At 57.0% G+C, this 19,153-nt stretch carries 18 protein-coding genes; 12 read left to right on the forward strand and 6 right to left on the reverse strand.

Annotated features, from left to right (window positions below; genetic code table 11):
* Window positions 1-146: 146 nt before the first annotated feature.
* The 3 genes from QCD60_RS28415 to QCD60_RS28425 all read left to right on the forward strand — a co-directional run bounded on the left by QCD60_RS28415 (window position 147) and on the right by QCD60_RS28425 (window position 2,347).
* Window positions 147-1,304 carry a cation diffusion facilitator family transporter gene (locus QCD60_RS28415; RefSeq protein ID WP_279790614.1) on the forward strand — a complete coding sequence of 386 codons (1,158 nt, stop codon included), beginning with the start codon at window positions 147-149 and terminating at the stop codon, window positions 1,302-1,304.
* Window position 1,305: 1 nt separating this feature from the next.
* The gene (locus tag QCD60_RS28420) at window positions 1,306-1,914 is read left to right on the forward strand and encodes a YigZ family protein (protein ID WP_279790617.1); all 609 of its coding nucleotides are present in this window, start codon (window positions 1,306-1,308) and stop codon (window positions 1,912-1,914) included.
* Between the two features lie 196 nt (window positions 1,915-2,110).
* On the forward strand, window positions 2,111-2,347 hold the full coding sequence (locus QCD60_RS28425) for an MbcA/ParS/Xre antitoxin family protein (RefSeq protein ID WP_104153817.1): 237 nt from the start codon (window positions 2,111-2,113) through the stop codon (window positions 2,345-2,347).
* A gap of 69 nt (window positions 2,348-2,416) precedes the next feature.
* Here the strand turns inward: QCD60_RS28425 and QCD60_RS28430 are convergent, their stop codons facing one another.
* The gene (locus QCD60_RS28430; protein ID WP_279790620.1) at window positions 2,417-3,193 is read right to left on the reverse strand and encodes a DeoR/GlpR family DNA-binding transcription regulator; all 777 of its coding nucleotides are present in this window, start codon (window positions 3,191-3,193) and stop codon (window positions 2,417-2,419) included.
* Between the two features lie 378 nt (window positions 3,194-3,571).
* Here QCD60_RS28430 and ltnD point away from each other — a divergent pair, with 378 nt between their 5' ends.
* The 5 genes from ltnD to QCD60_RS28455 all read left to right on the forward strand — a co-directional run bounded on the left by ltnD (window position 3,572) and on the right by QCD60_RS28455 (window position 8,772).
* On the forward strand, window positions 3,572-4,480 hold the full coding sequence (ltnD, locus tag QCD60_RS28435) for an L-threonate dehydrogenase (protein WP_279790622.1): 909 nt from the start codon (window positions 3,572-3,574) through the stop codon (window positions 4,478-4,480).
* 5 nt (window positions 4,481-4,485) lie between these two features.
* Window positions 4,486-5,787, forward strand: coding sequence for a 3-oxo-tetronate kinase (otnK, locus tag QCD60_RS28440; protein ID WP_279790624.1), 1,302 nt, complete (start codon window positions 4,486-4,488; stop codon window positions 5,785-5,787).
* The gene (locus QCD60_RS28445) at window positions 5,784-6,416 is read left to right on the forward strand and encodes an aldolase (protein WP_279790626.1); all 633 of its coding nucleotides are present in this window, start codon (window positions 5,784-5,786) and stop codon (window positions 6,414-6,416) included. Before otnK ends, QCD60_RS28445 begins: the two co-directional genes overlap by 4 nt.
* Complete coding sequence (gene otnI, locus QCD60_RS28450; RefSeq protein WP_347950282.1) at window positions 6,416-7,192, forward strand: 2-oxo-tetronate isomerase; 777 nt, start codon at window positions 6,416-6,418, stop codon at window positions 7,190-7,192. Before QCD60_RS28445 ends, otnI begins: the two co-directional genes overlap by 1 nt.
* Window positions 7,193-7,305: 113 nt before the next feature.
* The gene (locus QCD60_RS28455) at window positions 7,306-8,772 is read left to right on the forward strand and encodes an SLC13 family permease (RefSeq protein ID WP_279790628.1); all 1,467 of its coding nucleotides are present in this window, start codon (window positions 7,306-7,308) and stop codon (window positions 8,770-8,772) included.
* A 110-nt stretch (window positions 8,773-8,882) separates the two neighbouring features.
* Here QCD60_RS28455 and QCD60_RS28460 read toward each other — a convergent pair whose 3' ends face one another.
* The 5 genes from QCD60_RS28460 to QCD60_RS28480 form a co-directional block, all read right to left on the reverse strand.
* Window positions 8,883-9,839: a 2-hydroxyacid dehydrogenase gene (locus QCD60_RS28460; protein ID WP_279790630.1), complete on the reverse strand. Its 957-nt coding sequence runs from the start codon at window positions 9,837-9,839 to the stop codon at window positions 8,883-8,885.
* A gap of 143 nt (window positions 9,840-9,982) precedes the next feature.
* The gene (locus tag QCD60_RS28465) at window positions 9,983-10,858 is read right to left on the reverse strand and encodes an NAD-dependent protein deacetylase (RefSeq protein ID WP_279790632.1); all 876 of its coding nucleotides are present in this window, start codon (window positions 10,856-10,858) and stop codon (window positions 9,983-9,985) included.
* 45 nt (window positions 10,859-10,903) lie between these two features.
* Window positions 10,904-11,587 (reverse strand): DNA polymerase III subunit epsilon, encoded by a 684-nt coding sequence (dnaQ, locus tag QCD60_RS28470; protein ID WP_279790634.1) that lies wholly within the window; start codon window positions 11,585-11,587, stop codon window positions 10,904-10,906.
* Window positions 11,588-11,715: 128 nt separating this feature from the next.
* Window positions 11,716-12,180 (reverse strand): ribonuclease HI, encoded by a 465-nt coding sequence (gene rnhA / locus QCD60_RS28475; RefSeq protein ID WP_279790636.1) that lies wholly within the window; start codon window positions 12,178-12,180, stop codon window positions 11,716-11,718.
* Complete coding sequence (locus QCD60_RS28480) at window positions 12,170-12,922, reverse strand: methyltransferase domain-containing protein (RefSeq protein WP_133251281.1); 753 nt, start codon at window positions 12,920-12,922, stop codon at window positions 12,170-12,172. Before QCD60_RS28480 ends, rnhA begins: the two co-directional genes overlap by 11 nt.
* Before the next feature lie 211 nt (window positions 12,923-13,133).
* Here QCD60_RS28480 and gloB point away from each other — a divergent pair, with 211 nt between their 5' ends.
* From gloB to QCD60_RS28500, 4 genes are all read left to right on the forward strand, one after another.
* A complete protein-coding gene (gene gloB, locus QCD60_RS28485) occupies window positions 13,134-13,931 on the forward strand; it encodes a hydroxyacylglutathione hydrolase (protein WP_279790638.1) in 798 nt (265 codons plus the stop codon).
* A gap of 246 nt (window positions 13,932-14,177) precedes the next feature.
* Window positions 14,178-15,869, forward strand: coding sequence for a LysM peptidoglycan-binding domain-containing protein (locus QCD60_RS28490; RefSeq protein WP_279790640.1), 1,692 nt, complete (start codon window positions 14,178-14,180; stop codon window positions 15,867-15,869).
* A 258-nt stretch (window positions 15,870-16,127) separates the two neighbouring features.
* Window positions 16,128-18,074, forward strand: a complete 1,947-nt coding sequence (locus QCD60_RS28495) for an extracellular solute-binding protein (RefSeq protein WP_279790641.1) — start codon at window positions 16,128-16,130, stop codon at window positions 18,072-18,074.
* Complete coding sequence (locus QCD60_RS28500; protein WP_279790642.1) at window positions 18,074-19,153, forward strand: microcin C ABC transporter permease YejB; 1,080 nt, start codon at window positions 18,074-18,076, stop codon at window positions 19,151-19,153. The genes QCD60_RS28495 and QCD60_RS28500 overlap by 1 nt, the downstream gene beginning before the upstream one ends.

The raw sequence follows: 19,153 nt of genomic DNA on the forward strand, positions 1-19,153 counted from the left end.
GCCAAGTTACCCACAGAAAATGTGGATAACTGTGTTAGCAGGTCAGTTCAAGCAAGCAGTGGCGCGGCTCGTCTTAAACTGTCGCCAAAATACTCAGTCAGTTAGCGCTGTCACGGACCACCCATTCACAGAGAGATTGCCAATCCATGAACCCCACTCCGCAGGAAAAACATCAGACCCTGCAACGCGTGACCATTGTTGGCTCCGTTATCAATCTGGCACTGGGTATTGCCAAAATTTTGCTCGGCTGGATGTTCCGTTCCCATGCACTGCTGGCGGATGGTATCCATTCCCTGTCTGATCTGCTGTCGGACATTCTGGTGCTGGTACTGGGCAAGATTGCGCATCAGGGTCCGGATACCAATCACCCCTATGGTCACGAGCGCTTCGAGACCCTGGGTACCGTCTTACTCGGCATGATTCTCGGTGCGGTTGCCGGGGCACTGGGCTACGACAGTATCGTCCGCCTGTTCGGTCACAGCACACCGGCTCAGACCAGCTGGCTTACTCTCGCCATTACCCTGATTTCAATTCTGTCCAAGGAATGGCTGTATCACTACACCCTGAAAGCGGGAAAGCAGATCCGCTCAGATCTGCTGATCGCCAATGCCTGGCATCATCGCACCGACTCGCTGTCCTCCATCGTAGTTCTGGTAGCACTGGTTGGGAACTATGCAGGCCTCAGCTGGCTGGATCCTGTTGCCGCGCTGGTGGTGGCGTTCATGGTCGCCAGGATTGGCTGGGAGCTGACCTGGAGCAGTTTGCAGGAGCTGACCGACCGCGCCCTGCCTGAAGAGGAAACCGAGGCGATCATGCAGGCCATGAGTCAGGAACCGGGCATTAAGGATGTCCATGATTTGCGCAGCCGCAAAATGGGCAGCCATTATCTGGTGGATGTGCATCTGGTCGTCAGTGATGAGTTGTCTGCCGCCGAGGCCCATCACGTTGGATTACGCGCCACTCAGCGAGCGCGCAAAGCCTGTGCCGACATTCGCGACATTGTCTTTCACATTGATGTCAGTGCCGATGAACAGGGTCAGCTGCACCTCCCCAGCAGGCATGATGTGATGCAATGGCTGCGGCCCAGACTGCAGGAGCGCCAGCTACATCTACATCACCTCAAACTGTACTACCTGAACCGGCAAGTGCGTGTTGAGCTGTACTTCGACCATCACCAGCAAAGCACTACGCTTGAGCTGCAACAGGAACTGATTGCCGACCGCCCCGTCTGGCTGGAGGATATTCGCCTGTGGTTTACCCCTGCCGCCTCAGCATCCGACAAAAACCAGCAGGAAACTGACTGAGATGTCGGCAGCCTATTCGATACCGGCCGCACCGGTGACGGTCAGCAGCGACATCAAGCGCAGTGAATTTATCACCTGTATTGCCCATACACCCGGGCGCGAAGCGGTCATGGCTTTCATCCAGTCATGCCGTGAGGCCCACCCGAAAGCCAATCATCACTGCTACGCATTTATTGCTGGTGCTCCTTACGATGACACCAGCCACGGCAGCAGTGATGATGGCGAACCTGCCGGCAGCGCCGGTCGGCCGATGCTCAACGTACTCAGCCATTCAGGTATCGGAGAGATCACCGTCGTGGTTATTCGCTATTTCGGGGGGATCAAACTGGGCGTCGGTGGACTGGTCAGAGCCTACAGCCAGAGCACTCAGGACGGATTGAAAGAGCTGCTCCTCCAACAGTTCACCCCACGCTTCCCTCTCTGGCTGCGTTGTGACTACTCAACCCATGCCCAGTTACTGCGCCGCCTGCCTGAGTGGGATGCGAAAGTGGAACAGGAGCATTTTGCCGTGGACATCACCCTTTGCATGGCCGTCCCCTCAGCACTGCGTGATCAGGCATGTCAAAGCCTGCTGCAACTGGGTTGTCAGCTGTGTGATCCGCCCGCATAACAAGAGCGACAGACGTCACTGCCTTTGCTCAGAAGCGTATTTCAGATCCCGGTGACAAGGCAGACTTTGCTGGGCACGACGACTGGACTATGAAAAAAATGCATATCAATGCACGACAGCAGTAACGACATCGAGATGAGAGCTGATAAACTGCAAGGCGTTTAAAAAGTCACAACTCTTTTGAGGAGGAGTCCCTATGTCTGCCCTCACAACCAAAGATGTAGCCCAGCGCCTGCATCGCTACGACCTGGATGAACTGATTGATCGGGGTGCACAAATTTTTGGGGACAAAGAGCGATTCTTTCAGTGGATGCTGAATAGCCAGGACACCTTCAATGGTATTCGTCCGATCGACATTCTCGACAGTGAAGACGGCAAGGAAGAGCTGATCGATACACTGACCGTGCTTGAGAACGCGCACCAGTATGGCTGAGCAGTTCCACCTCTGAGTACCATAAGGCCGGCATTTCCGGCCTTTTCTGTTTTCGTGGTGGATGCCTCATTAATCTGCCGATTCAGTGACCACCACATGCAGCTTTGTTCCCTGCTGCTCCACAACCGACCTCGCCGACAGCGACAGATCACTGTCCGACACAATGGCATCCAGCTCTGACAGCGCGCATACCTTGAACGTCCCCACCTGACCGTACTTGGAAGAATCACTGACCAGTATGCTTTTCTGTGCAGCCCGCATGGCCGCCTGTTTAACCGGCACTTTGCTTTCACTGGGAGTGGACACACCACGACTGTCCCACGATGCCGTTGAGAGGAAGCATATATCCAGATTGAACTGCTCCAGCGTGCGAGCCGTCAGGGTGCCAACACAGGACTGATTATCCCGCGTCACCAGTCCACCGGTGTGATACAGCTCACACTCGGCAAACTCCGTCAGCAACGCTGCGATAGCAAAATCATTGGTCACTACCATGACATCAGGGCGCTGGCAAAGATGGCGCGCAATCTCCAGCGTCGTGGTGCCGGCATCAAGATAGATGCGGGCAGCAGGGCTAATCAGCGCTGCGGCGGCTTTGCCGATGCTGACTTTTTTGTGATGCTCCAGACCCTCTTTGGTCTTATGGGACGGCTCGGTGGTAATCAGCCTGCTGAGCTGAACACCACCCGACACCGATACCACCCGCCCCTGCGACTCCAGACTTTGTATATCCCGGCGCACGGTCATGTGAGACACCGCCAGCGTTTCAGTCAGCTCGGCAATGCTGATCACTTCTTTCTGAGTCAGCAGCGCAATGATCTTGCGCTGACGTTCTGCTGGTATCATGCCTGTTCTCAAACCTTCACATCAACGAGAAGGCAATATACCACCGAACCCCGGCAGCAAGGCGAGCGCTCTGGCTGTGAAATATTGTTATTTTCCCATTTATTCAGCCATCCAGAACAGATGTAGCATGTATCCGTGCTCATACAACGTGACAATTTAACTTTTAATCACATTAATTAGTTGCATTTAGTTAAAATCACGCAGTATTATCCTGCCTTATCAGGGCAATCTCAGCCAACTTAACAAAATATCACAGCCCAGTTCGTTCCCGTTGAGCTTGCATAAGGCCTTACTGATCCAACCCGCACCGCCCTGCCCATCCAGACAATGCGGGAACAGGATCAAACAGATCACCTACAACGATAACAAGGTAGCCTAATGACCACTTCTGCTTCTTCCGTCGGCGTCATCGGTCTCGGTTCCATGGGTATGGGAGCCGCACAATCCTGCATTCGCGCCGGTCTGCCTACCTATGGTTTTGACATCAATCCTGGCGCACTGGAGGCTTTGCATCATGCCGGTGCCAAAGCAGTAGCCGTTTCTGCCATAGAACTGGCCTCGCAGCTGGACTGTCTGGTCCTGCTGGTGGTCAATGCCGCTCAGGTCAATGCCATTCTGTTTGGTGAACAGGGCGTTGCCCCTCATCTGCGTCCCGGCACAGCAGTGATGATCTCCTCCACCATGTCGGCCGCCGATGCCATCGCCATTGAGCAACAACTAAATCAGTATCAACTGCTGATGCTGGATGCGCCGGTATCGGGCGGTGCAGCCAAAGCCGCCGCAGGCGCAATGACCGTCATGGCTTCCGGCAGTGACGAAGCCTTCGCCAGATTACAACCCGTACTGGATGCTGTTGCTGGCAAGGTCTACCGCATTGGTGATCAAATTGGTCTGGGGGCGACCGTCAAGGTGATTCACCAGCTACTGGCAGGTGTGCATATCGCCGCCGGTGCTGAAGCCATGGCCATGGCGGCCCGGGCGGGGATTCCGCTGGAGCTGATGTATGACGTGGTCACCAACGCCGCAGGCAACTCCTGGATGTTTGAGAACCGCATGAAGCATGTCGTCGATGGCGACTACACCCCGCTGTCAGCAGTCGATATCTTCGTCAAGGATCTGAATCTGGTAGCGGATACGGCCAAGGTCCTGAAGTTTCCGACGCCTCTTGCCTCTACAGCACTCAACATGTTCACCAGCGCCAGCAATGCAGGCTATGGTAAAGAAGATGACAGCGCCGTGATCAAGATCTTCGCTGGCATTGAGCTGCCTGGCGTCAGCAAGGAGTGAGCGGCATGATCACCTCTCAACGCTCCCCCATCAGACTCGGCGTCATCGCCGACGACTTCACCGGTGCCACCGATATTGCAGGCTTTCTGGTGCAGAATGGCGTCAGCACCGTGCAGCTGAGCGGCATTCCTGATGCCCCTGTCACCGTTGACGCTCAGGCCATTGTCATCAGCCTCAAGATTCGCTCCTGCCCTGCCACTCAGGCCGTCGATACAGCGCTGCAGGCCCACGAATGGTTACACAAAGCAGGCTGCAACCGTTTCTACTTCAAGTATTGCTCGACCTTCGACAGCACCGCTGCCGGGAACATTGGCCCTGTTACCGATGCCCTGCTGGATGCCTGTCAGCAGCCACTGGCGATTATTTGCCCGTCGCTACCGGTCAATGGACGGACGGTCTATCAGGGTCATCTGTTTGTATTTGATCAGCTCCTCAGTGAGTCAGGGATGCGCCATCACCCGGTGACCCCCATGACCGACAGCCATCTGGGCCGGGTCATTGAAGCGCAGGCGCGCGGTCAGGCCGGACTGGTCAGCTATGACGTTATCAGGCACGGCAGCGCTGTGATTGCCGAACGCCTGCAGGAGCTGACGGAACAGGGTAAACGTTACGCAGTCATGGACACGCTGCAGGAACAGCACCTGCTCGATATCGCCGCAGCCGTTATCGACCAGCCACTGGTTACCGGCGGCTCAGGGCTCGCTATCGGGCTGGCCAGACTGATGGCCGCGGAAGACGCGGCTCAGAATCATGCCGCTGAAGCGGAAGGCCGCCCGGCGCCAAGCCCAAGCCTCATCCTGTCCGGCTCCTGCTCTGAGATGACCAACCGACAGGTCAATCATTATCTGCCTCTGGCGGCACATCGCATGATCGATATTCAACGCTGTCTGGAAGATGGTCCCGCCTATCTGCTGGAGCTGCAGCAATGGAGTACCGAACAGGCCCTGCAAGCCTATCAGCAGGGTCAGCCTGCACCGCTGCTGTACGCGACGGCCACGCCTGATCAGGTCAGTGCGACGCAACAGGCCTATGGTGCAGAACGCGCCAGTCAGGCCATTGAAACTCTGTTTGGCCAGCTGGCAGTCGGTGTTTACCAGCAGGGTGTGCGCAACTTCATCATCGCCGGCGGGGAAACCTCCAGCAGCGTCACTCAGGCACTGGCCGTCAACGCCTTCCATATTGGCCCGCAGATAGCGCCGGGCGTGCCCTGGGTACGCGCCACCGACCGCCCGCTGTCAATGGCGCTCAAGTCCGGCAATTTCGGTAGTGAAAGTTTCTTCAGCCGCGCTCAGGAGTTCCTGCAATGAACGAGCATGATACCCGTCAGGCCATGGTCGAGCTGGGCCTGTCCCTGTTCAATCGCGGCTATGCCACCGGCGGCTCCGGCAACCTGTCGGCCCGACTGGATGATGGCCGCATTATCGCCACGCCTACCAATTCCTGCCTCGGCCGTCTGCAGGCGGAGCGCCTGTCACTGGTGGACGAGGAAGGCCGTCACCTCCAAGGCGACAAGCCCACCAAGGAGCTGAACTTCCACTTGTCGCTGTACCAGAATGACCCCGGCAAGCGCGCCGTGGTGCATCTGCACTGCACCTATCTGACCGCCCTGTCCTGTCTGGAGGGTCTGGACAGCAGCAATGTTATTCGCCCTTTTACGCCTTATTACGTCATGCGTGTCGGTCAGCTGCCGCTGATCCCTTATTACCACCCGGGAGATGAGCGCATCGCCCGTGATCTGGGCGAACAGGCGCGCGATTACAATGCCTTTCTGCTGGCCAATCACGGCCCGGTCGTCACCGGCCGTGACCTGTACCACGCCGTGGACAATATGGAAGAGCTGGAAGAAACCGCGCGGCTGGCACTGCTGCTGTCTCAGCAGCGAGTGCGTTATCTGAGTGAACAGGAAGTCCTTGAATTAAGCCGGAGGAAAGTCTGATGCGTCTGGCAGCCAACCTTACCATGCTGTTCAACGAAGTCCCTTTCATGCAACGCTTCGCGCTGGCCGCTGAACAGGGTTTCAAAGCCGTAGAGTTTCTTTTCCCCTACGAGTTTGATGCCGGGCTGCTGGCGCAGGAGCTGCACCGGCATGGCCTGACCCAGGCCTTGTTCAACATGCCACCGGGCGACTGGGCGGCAGGCGAGCGCGGTATGGCAGCGATACCTGAGCGTGAGGAAGAATTTCGCAGCCATCTGCCGACCGTACTGAAATACGCGCAGGCATTGCAGTGCAAACAGGTCCATGCCATGGCGGGAATAGTGCCAGCCGGAGCACAACGAGCAGATTATGAGGCGACCTTCATCGCCAACCTGCGCCATGCTGCTGACTTTTTTGCACCTCACGGCATCAGGGTCCTGACTGAACCCCTCAATCAGCGTGACATGCCGGGCTACTTTATCAGCCATCAGCGTCAGGCGGCGGCACTGATAGACCAGATCGGCCGCGCCAACGTCGGGCTGCAGTTTGACTGCTACCACGCGCAGATCATGGACGGCGACCTGAGCCACCTGATCAGGTCACTGCTGCCCTATATCGCCCATATCCAGATCGCTTCTGTCCCACAACGCAATGAACCGGATCAGGGCGAACTGAATTATCCCTACCTGTTCCAGCATCTGGAGCGGCTGGGCTATCAGGGATGGATAGGTTGTGAATACAAACCTGCCTCCACCACGCTGGATGGACTGGGGTGGGCTCAACCTTATCTGAGCTGACCCGCCATCGGTCGCCACCGAAGTAAAGAGCAAACGTCATAACAACAACAATGACAGCAGTCTGACGGCTGACCTGTTCGGGTCTGCTCATGCCTGCTTACGAGGTTCTAACGATGAATACCACTCTGATTGGTGTACTGCTGGGCATGATCGCCCTTCTGTTTATGGTGCTGCGCACCCGCATTCACGTTTTCCCGGCCATGGTCATCGCCACGCTGATCATGGGCCTGTTTGCTGGCATGGCGCCGGCAGATCTGACCAAAACACTGACCACCGGTTTTGGCAATACGCTGTCATCCATTGGGCTGATTATCGGTTTTGGCGTCATGATGGGCGCCTGCTTCGAGATTTCCGGTGCCGCCAAACGCATGGCCAAAACCTTCATCAAGATCTTTGGCAGAGGCCGCGAGGACATCGCTCTGGGTGTGACCGGGCTGGTGGTCTCCATACCCGTATTCTGTGACTCGGCCTATATCCTGCTGCAGTCACTGGTAAGGGCCATATCGCGCAACACCGGCAAATCGGCGGTCGGACTGGGCGCTGCGCTGGCCATTGGTCTGCTCATTACCCATGCCATGGTACCGCCCACGCCAGGCCCGGTCGGTGTGGCCGGTATTCTCAATGTGGATATCGGTAGCTTTATGCTGTGGGGTATTGTGATCTCCATCCCCATGCTGCTGGTCACCCTGCTGTACACCCGTCGAATCGGCGAACAGTTCTTCCGCATGCCTGCCGCAGATGGCAGCTGGATTCTGTCACGAGCAGGCATCGACAGCGCTGAACAGATCAATGATATGGATGACAAGGATCTGCCCGGTAACCTGCTGGCCTTCAGCCCCATTGTGCTGCCCATCATCCTGATCCTGATCCGCACCCTCTTCCCCAACGTGCCCGGGCTGGCAGGTGATGTGATTCAACTGGTGGGACATCCTGTGATCGCTGTCGGTATCGGCGTGCTGATCGCCGTGTACGGTCTGACCGGCAAGCTGTCGCGTGAAGAAATCTTCACGGCCATGGATCGTGGCGTGTCTGAGACGGGCATCATCCTGCTGGTTACCGGTGCAGGCGGCGCCATGGGTGCCATCCTGAAAGCATCCGGTGCGGGCGATGCCATCGCCTCATCCGTGGTCGCTTCCGGCCTGCCCGGCATCATGATTCCCCTGTTCATTTCTGCGCTGCTGCGTGCCGTTCAGGGTTCAGCCACCGTCAGTATGATCACTACCGCATCCATCACTGCCCCATTGATTGCAGGGCTGCAACTCGACCCGCTGTTTGTTGCACTGGCCTGTGCGGTCGGTACAGTGGGCTTCAGCCACTTCAACGACTCCTACTTCCATGTGGTCACCCGTACTCTGGGGATCAGTGACACCCGCTCACAGCTGCGCATCTGGAGCGTGACCGCCACTATCGCCGGGGGCACAGGTGCCACCATGGTGGTGGTACTCAATCTGCTGTTCGGCTCTGGCGGTACCGCGTTTGACCCGGTCGTGCCCGTCATCCTGACGCTGGTATTGCTGGCGCTGGGGCGTAAACGCGAAAACATCACACTGCAGGGCGTCACCAGCAAGCAAGGTGTCTGATGTTCATCTGACCAACCGTAAATAAAAATCCGGCGGGAAACCCGCCGGATTTTTTCTTTTGACGCAAAGTCTGAAAGTACAGCGATGATCACCACACTGTCAGATGCAGGTCATACTACTCGCCGCACCAGCTGCCCCTGATGCCAGCCACGCAGATTCTCCTTCAACTGGGTCACCATACGCTGCCGCGATTCCACCGTGGCCCAGGCGTTGTGAGGAGTAACAATCAGGTTATCAAGCGGTTCATCCAGCAGGATGTTGCCTTCTCGGGGTGGCTCCACACTCAGTACATCAGTTGCCGCCGCGGCAATGATGCCGTGCTTCACCGCCTGATGCAGATCCTGTTCGTTGACGATGCCACCACGGGCCGTATTGACCAGCATGGCGCGGGTTTTCATCAACCCCAGACGACGGGCATCAATCAGATTGCGGGTGGCGTCTGTCAACGGGCAATGCAGGGTCAGGAAGTCAACCTGAGGTAACAGCGTATCCAGCTCGATGCGTCCGTCTGTTGCTTCGGTGCCGGGGCGGGCAGCGACCAGCACCTTCATACCAAAAGCCTTTGCCAGATGGGCTACCGCCTGCCCCAGCTCACCATAGCCAATGATCCCCAGCGTCTTGCCCGCCAGTTCGCCCATCGGGTAGTCCGCCAGACAGAAGGTGCTGCTTTTCTGCCAGCGCCCTTCAGCGATATCGGCCTGATACCAGGTAAACCGGGTTGCCAGTACCAGCATCAGCATCAGCGTATGCTGAGCCACTGCGGGCGTACCGTATCCCTGACAGTTGCAGACCGGGATGCCGCGCGCCTGTGCCGCCTGCAACTCCACATTATTGGTGCCGGTGGCTGAGACGAGAATCAGCTTGAGGTCAGGCAGCGCCTGAATAGTGTCAGCCGTCAGTACCACCTTGTTGACGATAGCGACCGTGGCCCCCTGCAGGCGTTCCAGCACCTGTTCCGGCCGGGTGCCGGGATACTTCACGTAGCTCAGACCCGGCAGATGCAATCCACGCATATCGAGATCACCAAAATCCAGACTCGCTTCATCAAGAAAGACAATACTCGACATGGGCTCATTCGCTCCTTGGTATCGATAGAAAAGTAGGGAAACAAGATAACCGTCCGGCAGCCCCTGTGGTACAGGCACTGCACCACGCAACATCGGTCATGCAATGTTCGCCACACCACAGAGCACTGGCTCAACGAACCGCGTTACAGACCTGAAGACAGTTGGGGCAAGGCCAGATCAGCCGCCAGCGGCAGTTTGAAATGCAGCAGATCATCAGCTCGGGTCTTGCCCATATTGATGGCAATCATCGGCTTGCCCAGCTCATGGGCGCGCCGGCAAAACCGGAAGCTGGAAAACACCATCAGCGACGTACCGATCACCAGCACACCATCTGCCGCCTCCAGTGCAGCAAAAGAGCGATCAACCCGCTCGCGGGGTACATGATCACCGTAGAACACCACATCGGGCTTAAGAATGCCGTTACAGGCAGGGCAATCGACCACCCGGAAGCGACTGAAATCGATCCCATCCAGATCCGCGTCACCATCCGGCGCGGTGTCCGCGCGCATGGCCGCATAATCCGGGTTGAGCAGCGCCATGTGCTGGTGATGCTCATCCCGCGGCATCAGCAGGCCACAGGACATGCAACGAATATCAGCGGAACGCCCGTGCAGATCGACCACCTGCTGGCTGCCTGCTTTCTGATGCAGGCCATCGACGTTCTGTGTCACCAGCAACTCCACCCTGCCTCGCTGCTCCCAGTCTGCCAGCGCGCTGTGTGCGGCATTGGGCTGCGCCCGCGACATCACCGGCCAGCCCACCAGACTGCGCGCCCAAAAGCGCTGACGACAGGCTGGCTGCTTCATGAAGTCCGCGTGCTGAACGGGAGGGTTGCGCTTCCAGTTACCTTCGTGGTCACGATAGTCGGGAATTCCCGAGGCGGTGCTGATACCGGCCCCGGTAATCACAAACAGGCGAGGATGGCTGCGCAGCCAGTCGGATGTTCTGGCGAACAGCGCTTCACGGCTTTGTGCCGTTGTCACTGACTCTTCACTGCTTACTGCGTCCTGACCATTCATGCTGCTTTCCTTTATCTGACCGGCCGGCCTGAACACGCGGCTTGCTTACCAGGCGTTTTCATCCACACCCATTTTGCCGAGAAACTGCCGATGGCTGGCCATTTCTGCCTCGGTAGGCTGCAGCACCGGGATGGCTGCCTTCCGCACTACCCGACGGATAATACCGGCATCATCCTCACCTTCCCCCTCACCCGCCAGCATCAGGCTGGTCTGGCCACCGGTCATCAGCAGATACACATCAGCCAGAATCTCGGAGTCAAGCAAGGCGCCGTGCAGGGTACGCCCGGAGTTATCGACGCCCAGACGACGGCACAACGCATCGAGGTTGTTCTTCTGCCCCGGGTACATCTTGCGTGCCATCGCCAGCGTATCGGTGATGGTACAAATCTCATCGATACGCTGCAGCGCCGGGTTGTACATCTTCAGTTCATGATTGAGGAAGCCCACGTCGAAAGGTGCATTGTGGATGATCAGCTCGGCACCGGTTACAAACGCCAGAAAGTCGTCGACAACGGCAGCAAACTTGGGCTTATCAATCAGGAATTCGTCGGTAATACCGTGGACGGCCACCGCTTCCGGGTCCACCTCTCGCTCAGGATTGATATAAACGTGAAAGTGGCGGTTGGTGTGCTTGCGGTCCACCAGCTCGACACAACCGATTTCCACCAGACGATGGCCTTGCAGGGGGTCGATACCGGTGGTTTCGGTATCCAGAATTATCTGTCTCATGGGGTTCGCTCTGCTCCTGCTTCCACCGCCTCACTACCTCTAACAGACTGGGCGGAAATTATTGCGGTGGGATGAACATCAAGATGATGACCTGCAACGCAACAGGTCATCAGAAATAATAGATCAGATCACCTGGCACGTTCTTCAGCCAGCGCCTGCTCCAGTCCCTGATTGGCCAGCTGGTCTGCCAGCTCATTGCCTTCATGGCCGGCGTGGCCCTTGACCCAGTGCCAGCGCACATCATGCCGCTGGGTTTGCTCATCCAGTGCCTGCCACAAGTCCTTGTTCTTCACCGGCTCCTTGCTGGCCGTCTTCCAGCCCTTGGCTTTCCAGCCTTTCAGCCAGCTCTGAATACCCTGCTGCACATAGCGGGAGTCGGTAAACAGATCCACGGGACAGGGCCGTTTCAGTGCCCGAAGCGCTTCAATGGCAGCCATCAGCTCCATACGGTTGTTGGTCGTATGTGGTTCACCGCCACACAGCGTACGCTCCACGCCACGGTAACGCATGGCGGCTCCCCAGCCACCAGGGCCGGGGTTACCACGACAGGCGCCATCGGTATAAATCACTACTCGTTGAGATTCAGTTGTCACCTTTGGGGTTCCGCATAGCTTTGGGATTGCGCATTGAAGGTCGTGCCACAGGCATTGGCAGCAGGGGTCTGACTCGCCAGCTGGGGCGAATCGGGATCATGCTGCTGACCTCTTTGCAGGCGACGGTGACGCTGAATACGCCAAACCAGTCCGCCAACCCATGTTGACAATAATTAAGCACCGGGCCATTGAAACGATGCACAAAATGACCCTGACGATGCTCCACCCGGCAAGACAGCAGTGTCAGCCAGTCATTGAGACGGCTCTTGCTCAGCGCAGGCCAGCGCCGCAGGCGGGTAAGGCCGGCAGGATTGTACCCAACGACCACCAAATGGCCAGAAGGAATCAATGCACGAATGGCCTCACGCAGCACCTGATGAGGCTGACGGGCGAAGTCCAGTACATGATGAAGGACGATGACATCGAGGGAGTTCTCGGCAAAGGGCAGCTCATCCGGACGCATTACCAGACCACCAAAAGGCAGTTCGCCGCGAGCACTGGGCAGACTGTGCATGATATGACGAATAGTACTTTGTTGAGCCAGTTGCCGGCTGCCAGCCACACTTTGCGACAGCAGATGATAGCCAAACAGACCGGGCATGATGCGATCCAGCGCCTGCTGCTCAGCAGCCAGCAGTTGTTGCCCTGCCGGGCTGTCCAGCCAGTTACGCCACTTTTTCAGTGACGGCTTGTAGGCTGATTCATCAATCACAGAGGCCAATTTCACGGAAGCAACGCTCAAAGAAACAACCTCCTGTTGACTGCAAGTAACGCATCGACATCGTCGATACCACTTTATTCATATTCTGGGGGCATACTCAGCCGGTGCTGGCAAAGTAAATGATCGCCCTGAGCAACACTACCGGTCAGCATCAACACTGATCGTAAACCGCCTTGCTTACCCCCGGAAGAAAAGCGCTATCATAGCAGAAACCCTCGTATGGAGACGTACAATGCCCCGCATAACGCCCATCCCGGCCTTCAACGACAACTACATCTGGTGCTGGATTGATGAGGATAGCCACAGGGCTGCCGTTGTGGACCCGGGAGATGCGGACCCCGTCCTCAACTTCCTCAAAGAACACCAGCTGCAGCTCGATACCATTCTGGTCACCCATCATCATCATGATCACACCGGCGGCATTGAGCGCCTGCTGCAGGAGGCGTCACCGCTGACCAGCATTCCGGTATACGGCCCATCCAATTCGGTGATCCGCAGTATTTCCGAACCGATGCATGAGGGTGAATCCTTCCTGCTGTTCGGGCGACGGGTGCAGGTCATGACCATTCCTGGCCATACCCTTGATCACATCGGCTATTTTGTCGCTGCCAGCGCCACTGACCAGACGCCATTTGTATTCTGTGGTGACACCTTGTTTCGGGCAGGCTGTGGTCGCCTGTTTGAAGGCACCCCGGAGCAGATGCTGCAATCCCTCAACCGTCTTAATGAACTGCCCGCCGAAACACTGGTTTACTGCACTCACGAGTACACCTTATCCAATCTGGCGTTTGCCGCTGCGGTCGAGCCACACAATCAGGCTATTCAGGAGGCCATCAAGGCCGATCAGCACAAGCGTCAGCAGCAGTTGCCTACCCTGCCCTCCACACTGGCAGAAGAGCGCAGGATCAATCCTTTTATGCGGACAGAGGCGCCTGCGGTACAGGCTGCAGCGGGGAACCTCGAACAGATCGATACCACTAATACAACAGAAGTGTTTAGAGTGATAAGGGATTGGAAGAATCGTTTCTGAACGTTTCTTGATCAATTTCCTTGACCGGACCCTTCAGGCTTTTTTAGAATCTCGCGGTTTCGACTCACTAGAGATGCTTTCCGACAGCATTTTTGAGCTCAGGCAGACAGCGTTTTCAGATACAAAACAGGCGTTTCTCTGGCACAGACAACGCCTTTTTATCGTGGATTCACGCTGGTAGTTCATGCCTGGGTACGCAGCAAATAATGGCCGGACGGAGAGCAGAACAACAGATTGGAGGCAGTTTTGCTCAGTAATGTTGGTTCTGTAATCGCCCCGAAACCCGCGCGTGTAACGTCCTGGCTGGGCCTTGCCTGTGTTTCCCTGCTGTTGAGTGCCTGTAATCAGGTGCCCCAGAAGCAGGCGGATACCGGTTATGCTCCCCACTATCGTGACAACGATATCCGGGTTCCAACCTATGTCCGTCCTACCCGCAGCAGTTCCATTGAACAGCGTCAGGTTGCTGATGACCCCGAGATCCGTCTGAACCAGCAGGAAGACGACGATCTGTGGCAACAAACCCGGGATAATTTCCAGCTCAAAGGGTTTTATGACAACCCCCGCGTGCTAAGTCAACGGGAATGGTACGAAAGTTACAAACGCTATCTGGAAAAAGTCAGTAATCAGGCATCACCTTACTACTACCACGTACTGAATCAGGTGCTGGCGCGCAACATGCCCGCCGAAATTGCACTGCTGCCTTTTATCGAAAGTGCCTACAACCCTATGGCGGTGTCCCCTTCCAAGGCTGCTGGCCCCTGGCAGTTCGTGCCCGGCACAGCCAAGCATCTGGGCATGCGCAAAAACGACTGGTATGACGCTCGACGTGACATCGTTGACTCGACCCAGGCTGCACTGAACTACCTGCAGGTGCTGGCTGACCGTTATAACGGTGACTGGTTGCTGGCGCTGGCAGCCTACAACGCCGGTGAAGGCACCATTGATCAGGCCATCAGCCGCAATCAGGGTAAAGGTCTGCCCACCGACTACTGGTCACTGAATCTGCGCAATGAAACCGCGACCTACGTGCCACGTCTGCTGGCTCTGGCCTCGATTGTCGATGATCCGGAAGACTTTGGCGTAGCGCTGGCGCCCATCAGCAATTCTCCTTATTTCACCGTGGTCAAAACCCACGGCCAGATCGATCTGGATACCGCTGCCAACCTGGCCGGTGTCAGCAAATCAGAGCTGAGTGCTCTCAACCCCGGCTATACCTCCGGCGTTACCGCACCCAAAGGGGATGGCCCCGGCCGTCTGCTGGTGCCGATCGAGGCTGCCGAAACCCTGCGTATCGGTCTGAACAACATCACCCCGGAGCAACAGGTCGCCTGGCGTCGCTATGAAGTTCGCCGTGGCGATAATCTGGGGGTTATTGCCGAGCGCTTTGGCACCTCAGCGCAGGCTATCAAGGACATTAACTCGCTGCGCTCCAACCGCCTGCGAGTAGGCACCAGCCTGATGATCCCTGGCACATACAAGTCCATCTCACAGCAGCAGATCGCCCAGACCAGCAAGGTGCAGCGCACCATCGCCCAGATCAACACCAGCAAGGGATCCTCGGCGCCAGCACCGGCCAAGAACCGCTCTTACAAGGTACGCTCGGGTGACAGCCTTTCTACTATCGCCCAGAAAAGTGGAATGAGCGTCAAGGAACTGGTCTCCCTGAACAAACTTAATCCCAGGACACCGCTAAAAATCGGCCAGACGCTGAGCCTGAAATCCTTACAAAAAGGCAGCGCCCAGCAGCAGGTGGCCTCAAGCAAGATCAACTACAAAGTCAGGAATGGTGACTCTCTGTCCACCATTGCCGACCACTTCAATGTCAGTGTCAAATCCCTGCAGACCTGGAATGGCCTGAAAAACCACAGTATTCGCGCCGGGCAGAGCCTGACGGTCTACACCAGTGAAGTGGCTTCTGCAGGTGCCAGCGATACCTGACCTGCTCCTCGTACATGAAGGCAAACAGGGGTCTGCATCCTCTGTTTGCTTTCGTTAATCCTGCACACGACGCCCCGTCCCCGCCGGGTGAAACCTGCCTCTGCTTTTTGTGCCTGACAGGCATTTCGACTACCCACAACTTCAAGGTAGCCAGGCAACACACTGCAACGCTCAGAGTGCTTCTATCCATGACGGGGTCTGGTTGGCCGAAATAAAACCCGGTAAGGTTGATGCCGAACTTTAGCGACAGGATGTTCCATGCTCCGGCTTTCAGGTCTTGATCAGGCACCTTCCCGGCCTCACCGCATTCCTTCTCGTCGAACAGCCTTTGTTCGCAGCCTTACCTCGCTCTGCATGATATTGCTGTCCTGCCTTCAGCTGGCACAGGCTGCGGATAACACTGCTGCAGCCAGCCCTGCCACCAGCGAGGTGTCCGTTGCGCAGTCGCAGGCAACAGCGCAACATGCCTGGGCCATGTACGGAGCCCCCAGGTACCCGGCCAACTTCAGTCACTTTGCTTACGCCAACCCTGATGCCCCCAAGGGCGGCACACTGAAGCGCTCCGCCATGGGCACCTTTGACAGTCTCAATTCCTTTATTTCCAAAGGCACACCAGCGGCAGCCTCCACGCTGCTCTACGACACCCTGATGGTGCACTCGCAGGATGAAACCTCCAGCATCTATGGCTTGATCGCCCAGACTATTACCGTGCCTCCTGAGCGCACCTGGGTAGAGTTCGGCATCAACCCCAAGGCCCGCTTTCAGGACGGCCAGCCGATCACCGCGGCTGACGTCAAATTCTCCTTTGAAACCCTGATTAACAAGGGCAGCCCGCTCTACGCGGTGTATTATCACGACGTCACCGGTGTGGAAATCAAAGACCCGCTGACCATCCGCTTCACCTTCAGGGATGGCAACAATCGCGAGCTGCCGCTGATTCTCGGCCAGTTGCCGATCTTCCCCGCCCATTACTGGCAGCACAAAGACTTCGCCGCCGCCAATCTGACCGTTCCGGTCGGCTCCGGTGCCTACACCGTGGAGAAGATCATTCCCGGCCGCACCATCGTCTACAAACGCCTGGACAACTACTGGGCCAAAGACTTACCGAGCCGCAAAGGCATCGATAACTTCGACCACCTGAGCTACGACTATTACCGTGATGGTGATGTGGCGCTGGAAGCTTTCAAAGCCGGTGAGTTCGATCTGCGGCAGGAAAACTCCGCCTCACGCTGGGTGACCCGCTACGATATTCCCGCCGTGCATGACGGGCGGATTCTCAAATTGTCAATCCCTGATCACAACCCGTCCGGCATGCAGGGCTACATCTACAACACCCGCCGCGAGCTGTTCCAGAATATCAAGGTGCGTGAGGCGCTGGCCTATGCCTATGACTTTGAGTGGGCCAACAAGAACCTGTCTTACGGTGGCCTGACCCGCACGCGCAGCTATTTCATGAACTCGGAAATGGAATCCACCGGCACACCCAGTGCCGATGAACTGAGCCTGCTGGAACCGCTGAAAGAGGAGGTGCCGGCGCGGGTGTTCAGCGAGCAGTACAACCCGCCGCAGACCGATGGCAGCGGCAATATCCGCCCGCAGCTACGTCAGGCGTTGCGCATTCTTCGTGAAGGTGGCTGGGAGATTCACGGCAATCGCCTGCTCAACGACAAAACCGGCGAACAGATGCGTTTTGAATTACTGATCTATTCTGACCCCGGCATGGAGCGCACGGTGTTGCCTTATATTCGTAATCTGCGCCGCCTCGGTATTGATGTGGAAATACGCCGGGTCGATATCACCCAGTTCATCAACCGCCTGCGCAACTTCGACTTCGACATGACCGTGGCAGTGGTTCCGATGTCCAACTCCCCCGGCAACGAACTGCGTGACTACTTCAATTCCGCCAATGCCAATGTGCCTGACAGCTCCAACCTGGCGGGCATCAGCAACCCGGCAGTGGATACGCTGGTAGAGAAGATCATCAACGCCCCGAGCAAAGAGATGTTTGTGGCAGCCTGCAAAGCACTGGACCGGGTGCTGCTGTGGAACTTCTATCTGGTACCACAGTTCACCATCCCCGACACCCATATTGCCGTGTGGGACAAGTTCGGCCGCCCCGGTACCTTGCCGTTGTACAGCCCCGGAATCGATACCTGGTGGGCCAAATCAGCTGAACATGCCGCCTCTAGCCAAGGAAATCCGTAATGGCCGCCTATATTGCCCGCCGCCTGCTGCTGATCATCCCTACCCTGTTTGGCATCCTGCTGCTGAACTTCATCATCATTCAATCCGCTCCCGGCGGCCCGGTTGAACGGGCCATAGCCAACCTGCAGGGGCTGAACGTCAGTGCGACGGCACGTATCAGCGGTGAAGGTGGCTCCACCATGAGTAGCCAGCATCACGACTCGCGGGCGGCACGTGGCCTTGATCCGGAGCTGGTGAAGCGCATAGAAGCGCAGTACGGGTTCGACAAACCACCAGCGGAACGCTTCTGGCTGATGGTCAAGAACTACCTAAGCTTCAACTTCGGCACCAGCTTCTATTCCGACAAGACGGTGCTGGAACTGATCAAGGAGAAACTGCCGGTCTCCATCACCATCGGCCTGTGGACGACCCTGATCACCTATCTGGTATCCGTGCCACTGGGCATCCGCAAGGCTGTGCATCACGGTAGCCGCTTCGATGTCTGGACCAGTACCGCCATTACCGTCGGCTATGCCATTCCCAACTTCCTGTTTGCCATTCTGCTGATCGTCGTCTTCGCCGGAGGCACCTACTTCAGCTGGTTCCCGCTGCGAGGGCTGACCTCCGCCAACTTCGATCAGCTGAGCTGGGGTGGCAAGGTCATCGACTATCTCTGGCATATCACGCTGCCGGTGCTGGCCTCGGTCATTTCCAGCTTTGCCACCATGACCATGCTGACCAAAAACAGCTTTCTCGATGAAATTCACAAGCAATACGTGATGACGGCACGGGCCAAGGGTCTGGGTGAGCAGCGCATTCTCTACGGACACGTGTTCCGCAACGCCATGCTGCTGATCATCGCCAGCCTGCCCGCCTCGCTGATCGGCATCTTCTTCACCGGCTCCATGCTGGTGGAAGTGATTTTCTCCCTCGATGGCCTCGGCCTCTTGGGCTTTGAATCGGTAATGAACCGCGACTATCCGGTGGTGTTCGGCACCCTGTTCATCTTCACCCTGATTGGCCTGCTGCTGAAACTGATCAGCGACATCACCTATGTTCTGGTTGATCCCCGTATTGATTTCGAGAGCCGCGAACAATGA

Origin of the sequence: Pokkaliibacter sp. MBI-7, from assembly GCF_029846635.1 — a bacterium.
Classification (GTDB): Bacteria; Pseudomonadota; Gammaproteobacteria; order Pseudomonadales; family Balneatricaceae; genus Pokkaliibacter.

Excerpts from the sequence above, each read along its gene's own strand:
- QCD60_RS28415 (WP_279790614.1), top strand. The coding sequence starts at position 147 with ATGAACCCCACTCCGCAGGAAAAACATCAGACCCTGCAACGCGTGACC.
- QCD60_RS28420 (WP_279790617.1), top strand. The coding sequence starts at position 1,306 with ATGTCGGCAGCCTATTCGATACCGGCCGCACCGGTGACGGTCAGCAGC.
- QCD60_RS28425 (WP_104153817.1), top strand. The coding sequence starts at position 2,111 with ATGTCTGCCCTCACAACCAAAGATGTAGCCCAGCGCCTGCATCGCTAC.
- QCD60_RS28430 (WP_279790620.1), bottom strand. The coding sequence starts at position 3,193 with ATGATACCAGCAGAACGTCAGCGCAAGATCATTGCGCTGCTGACTCAG.
- ltnD (WP_279790622.1), top strand. The coding sequence starts at position 3,572 with ATGACCACTTCTGCTTCTTCCGTCGGCGTCATCGGTCTCGGTTCCATG.
- otnK (WP_279790624.1), top strand. The coding sequence starts at position 4,486 with ATGATCACCTCTCAACGCTCCCCCATCAGACTCGGCGTCATCGCCGAC.
- QCD60_RS28445 (WP_279790626.1), top strand. The coding sequence starts at position 5,784 with ATGAACGAGCATGATACCCGTCAGGCCATGGTCGAGCTGGGCCTGTCC.
- otnI (WP_347950282.1), top strand. The coding sequence starts at position 6,416 with ATGCGTCTGGCAGCCAACCTTACCATGCTGTTCAACGAAGTCCCTTTC.
- QCD60_RS28455 (WP_279790628.1), top strand. The coding sequence starts at position 7,306 with ATGAATACCACTCTGATTGGTGTACTGCTGGGCATGATCGCCCTTCTG.
- QCD60_RS28460 (WP_279790630.1), bottom strand. The coding sequence starts at position 9,839 with ATGTCGAGTATTGTCTTTCTTGATGAAGCGAGTCTGGATTTTGGTGAT.
- QCD60_RS28465 (WP_279790632.1), bottom strand. The coding sequence starts at position 10,858 with ATGAATGGTCAGGACGCAGTAAGCAGTGAAGAGTCAGTGACAACGGCA.
- dnaQ (WP_279790634.1), bottom strand. The coding sequence starts at position 11,587 with ATGAGACAGATAATTCTGGATACCGAAACCACCGGTATCGACCCCCTG.
- gloB (WP_279790638.1), top strand. The coding sequence starts at position 13,134 with ATGCCCCGCATAACGCCCATCCCGGCCTTCAACGACAACTACATCTGG.
- QCD60_RS28495 (WP_279790641.1), top strand. The coding sequence starts at position 16,128 with ATGCTCCGGCTTTCAGGTCTTGATCAGGCACCTTCCCGGCCTCACCGC.
- QCD60_RS28500 (WP_279790642.1), top strand. The coding sequence starts at position 18,074 with ATGGCCGCCTATATTGCCCGCCGCCTGCTGCTGATCATCCCTACCCTG.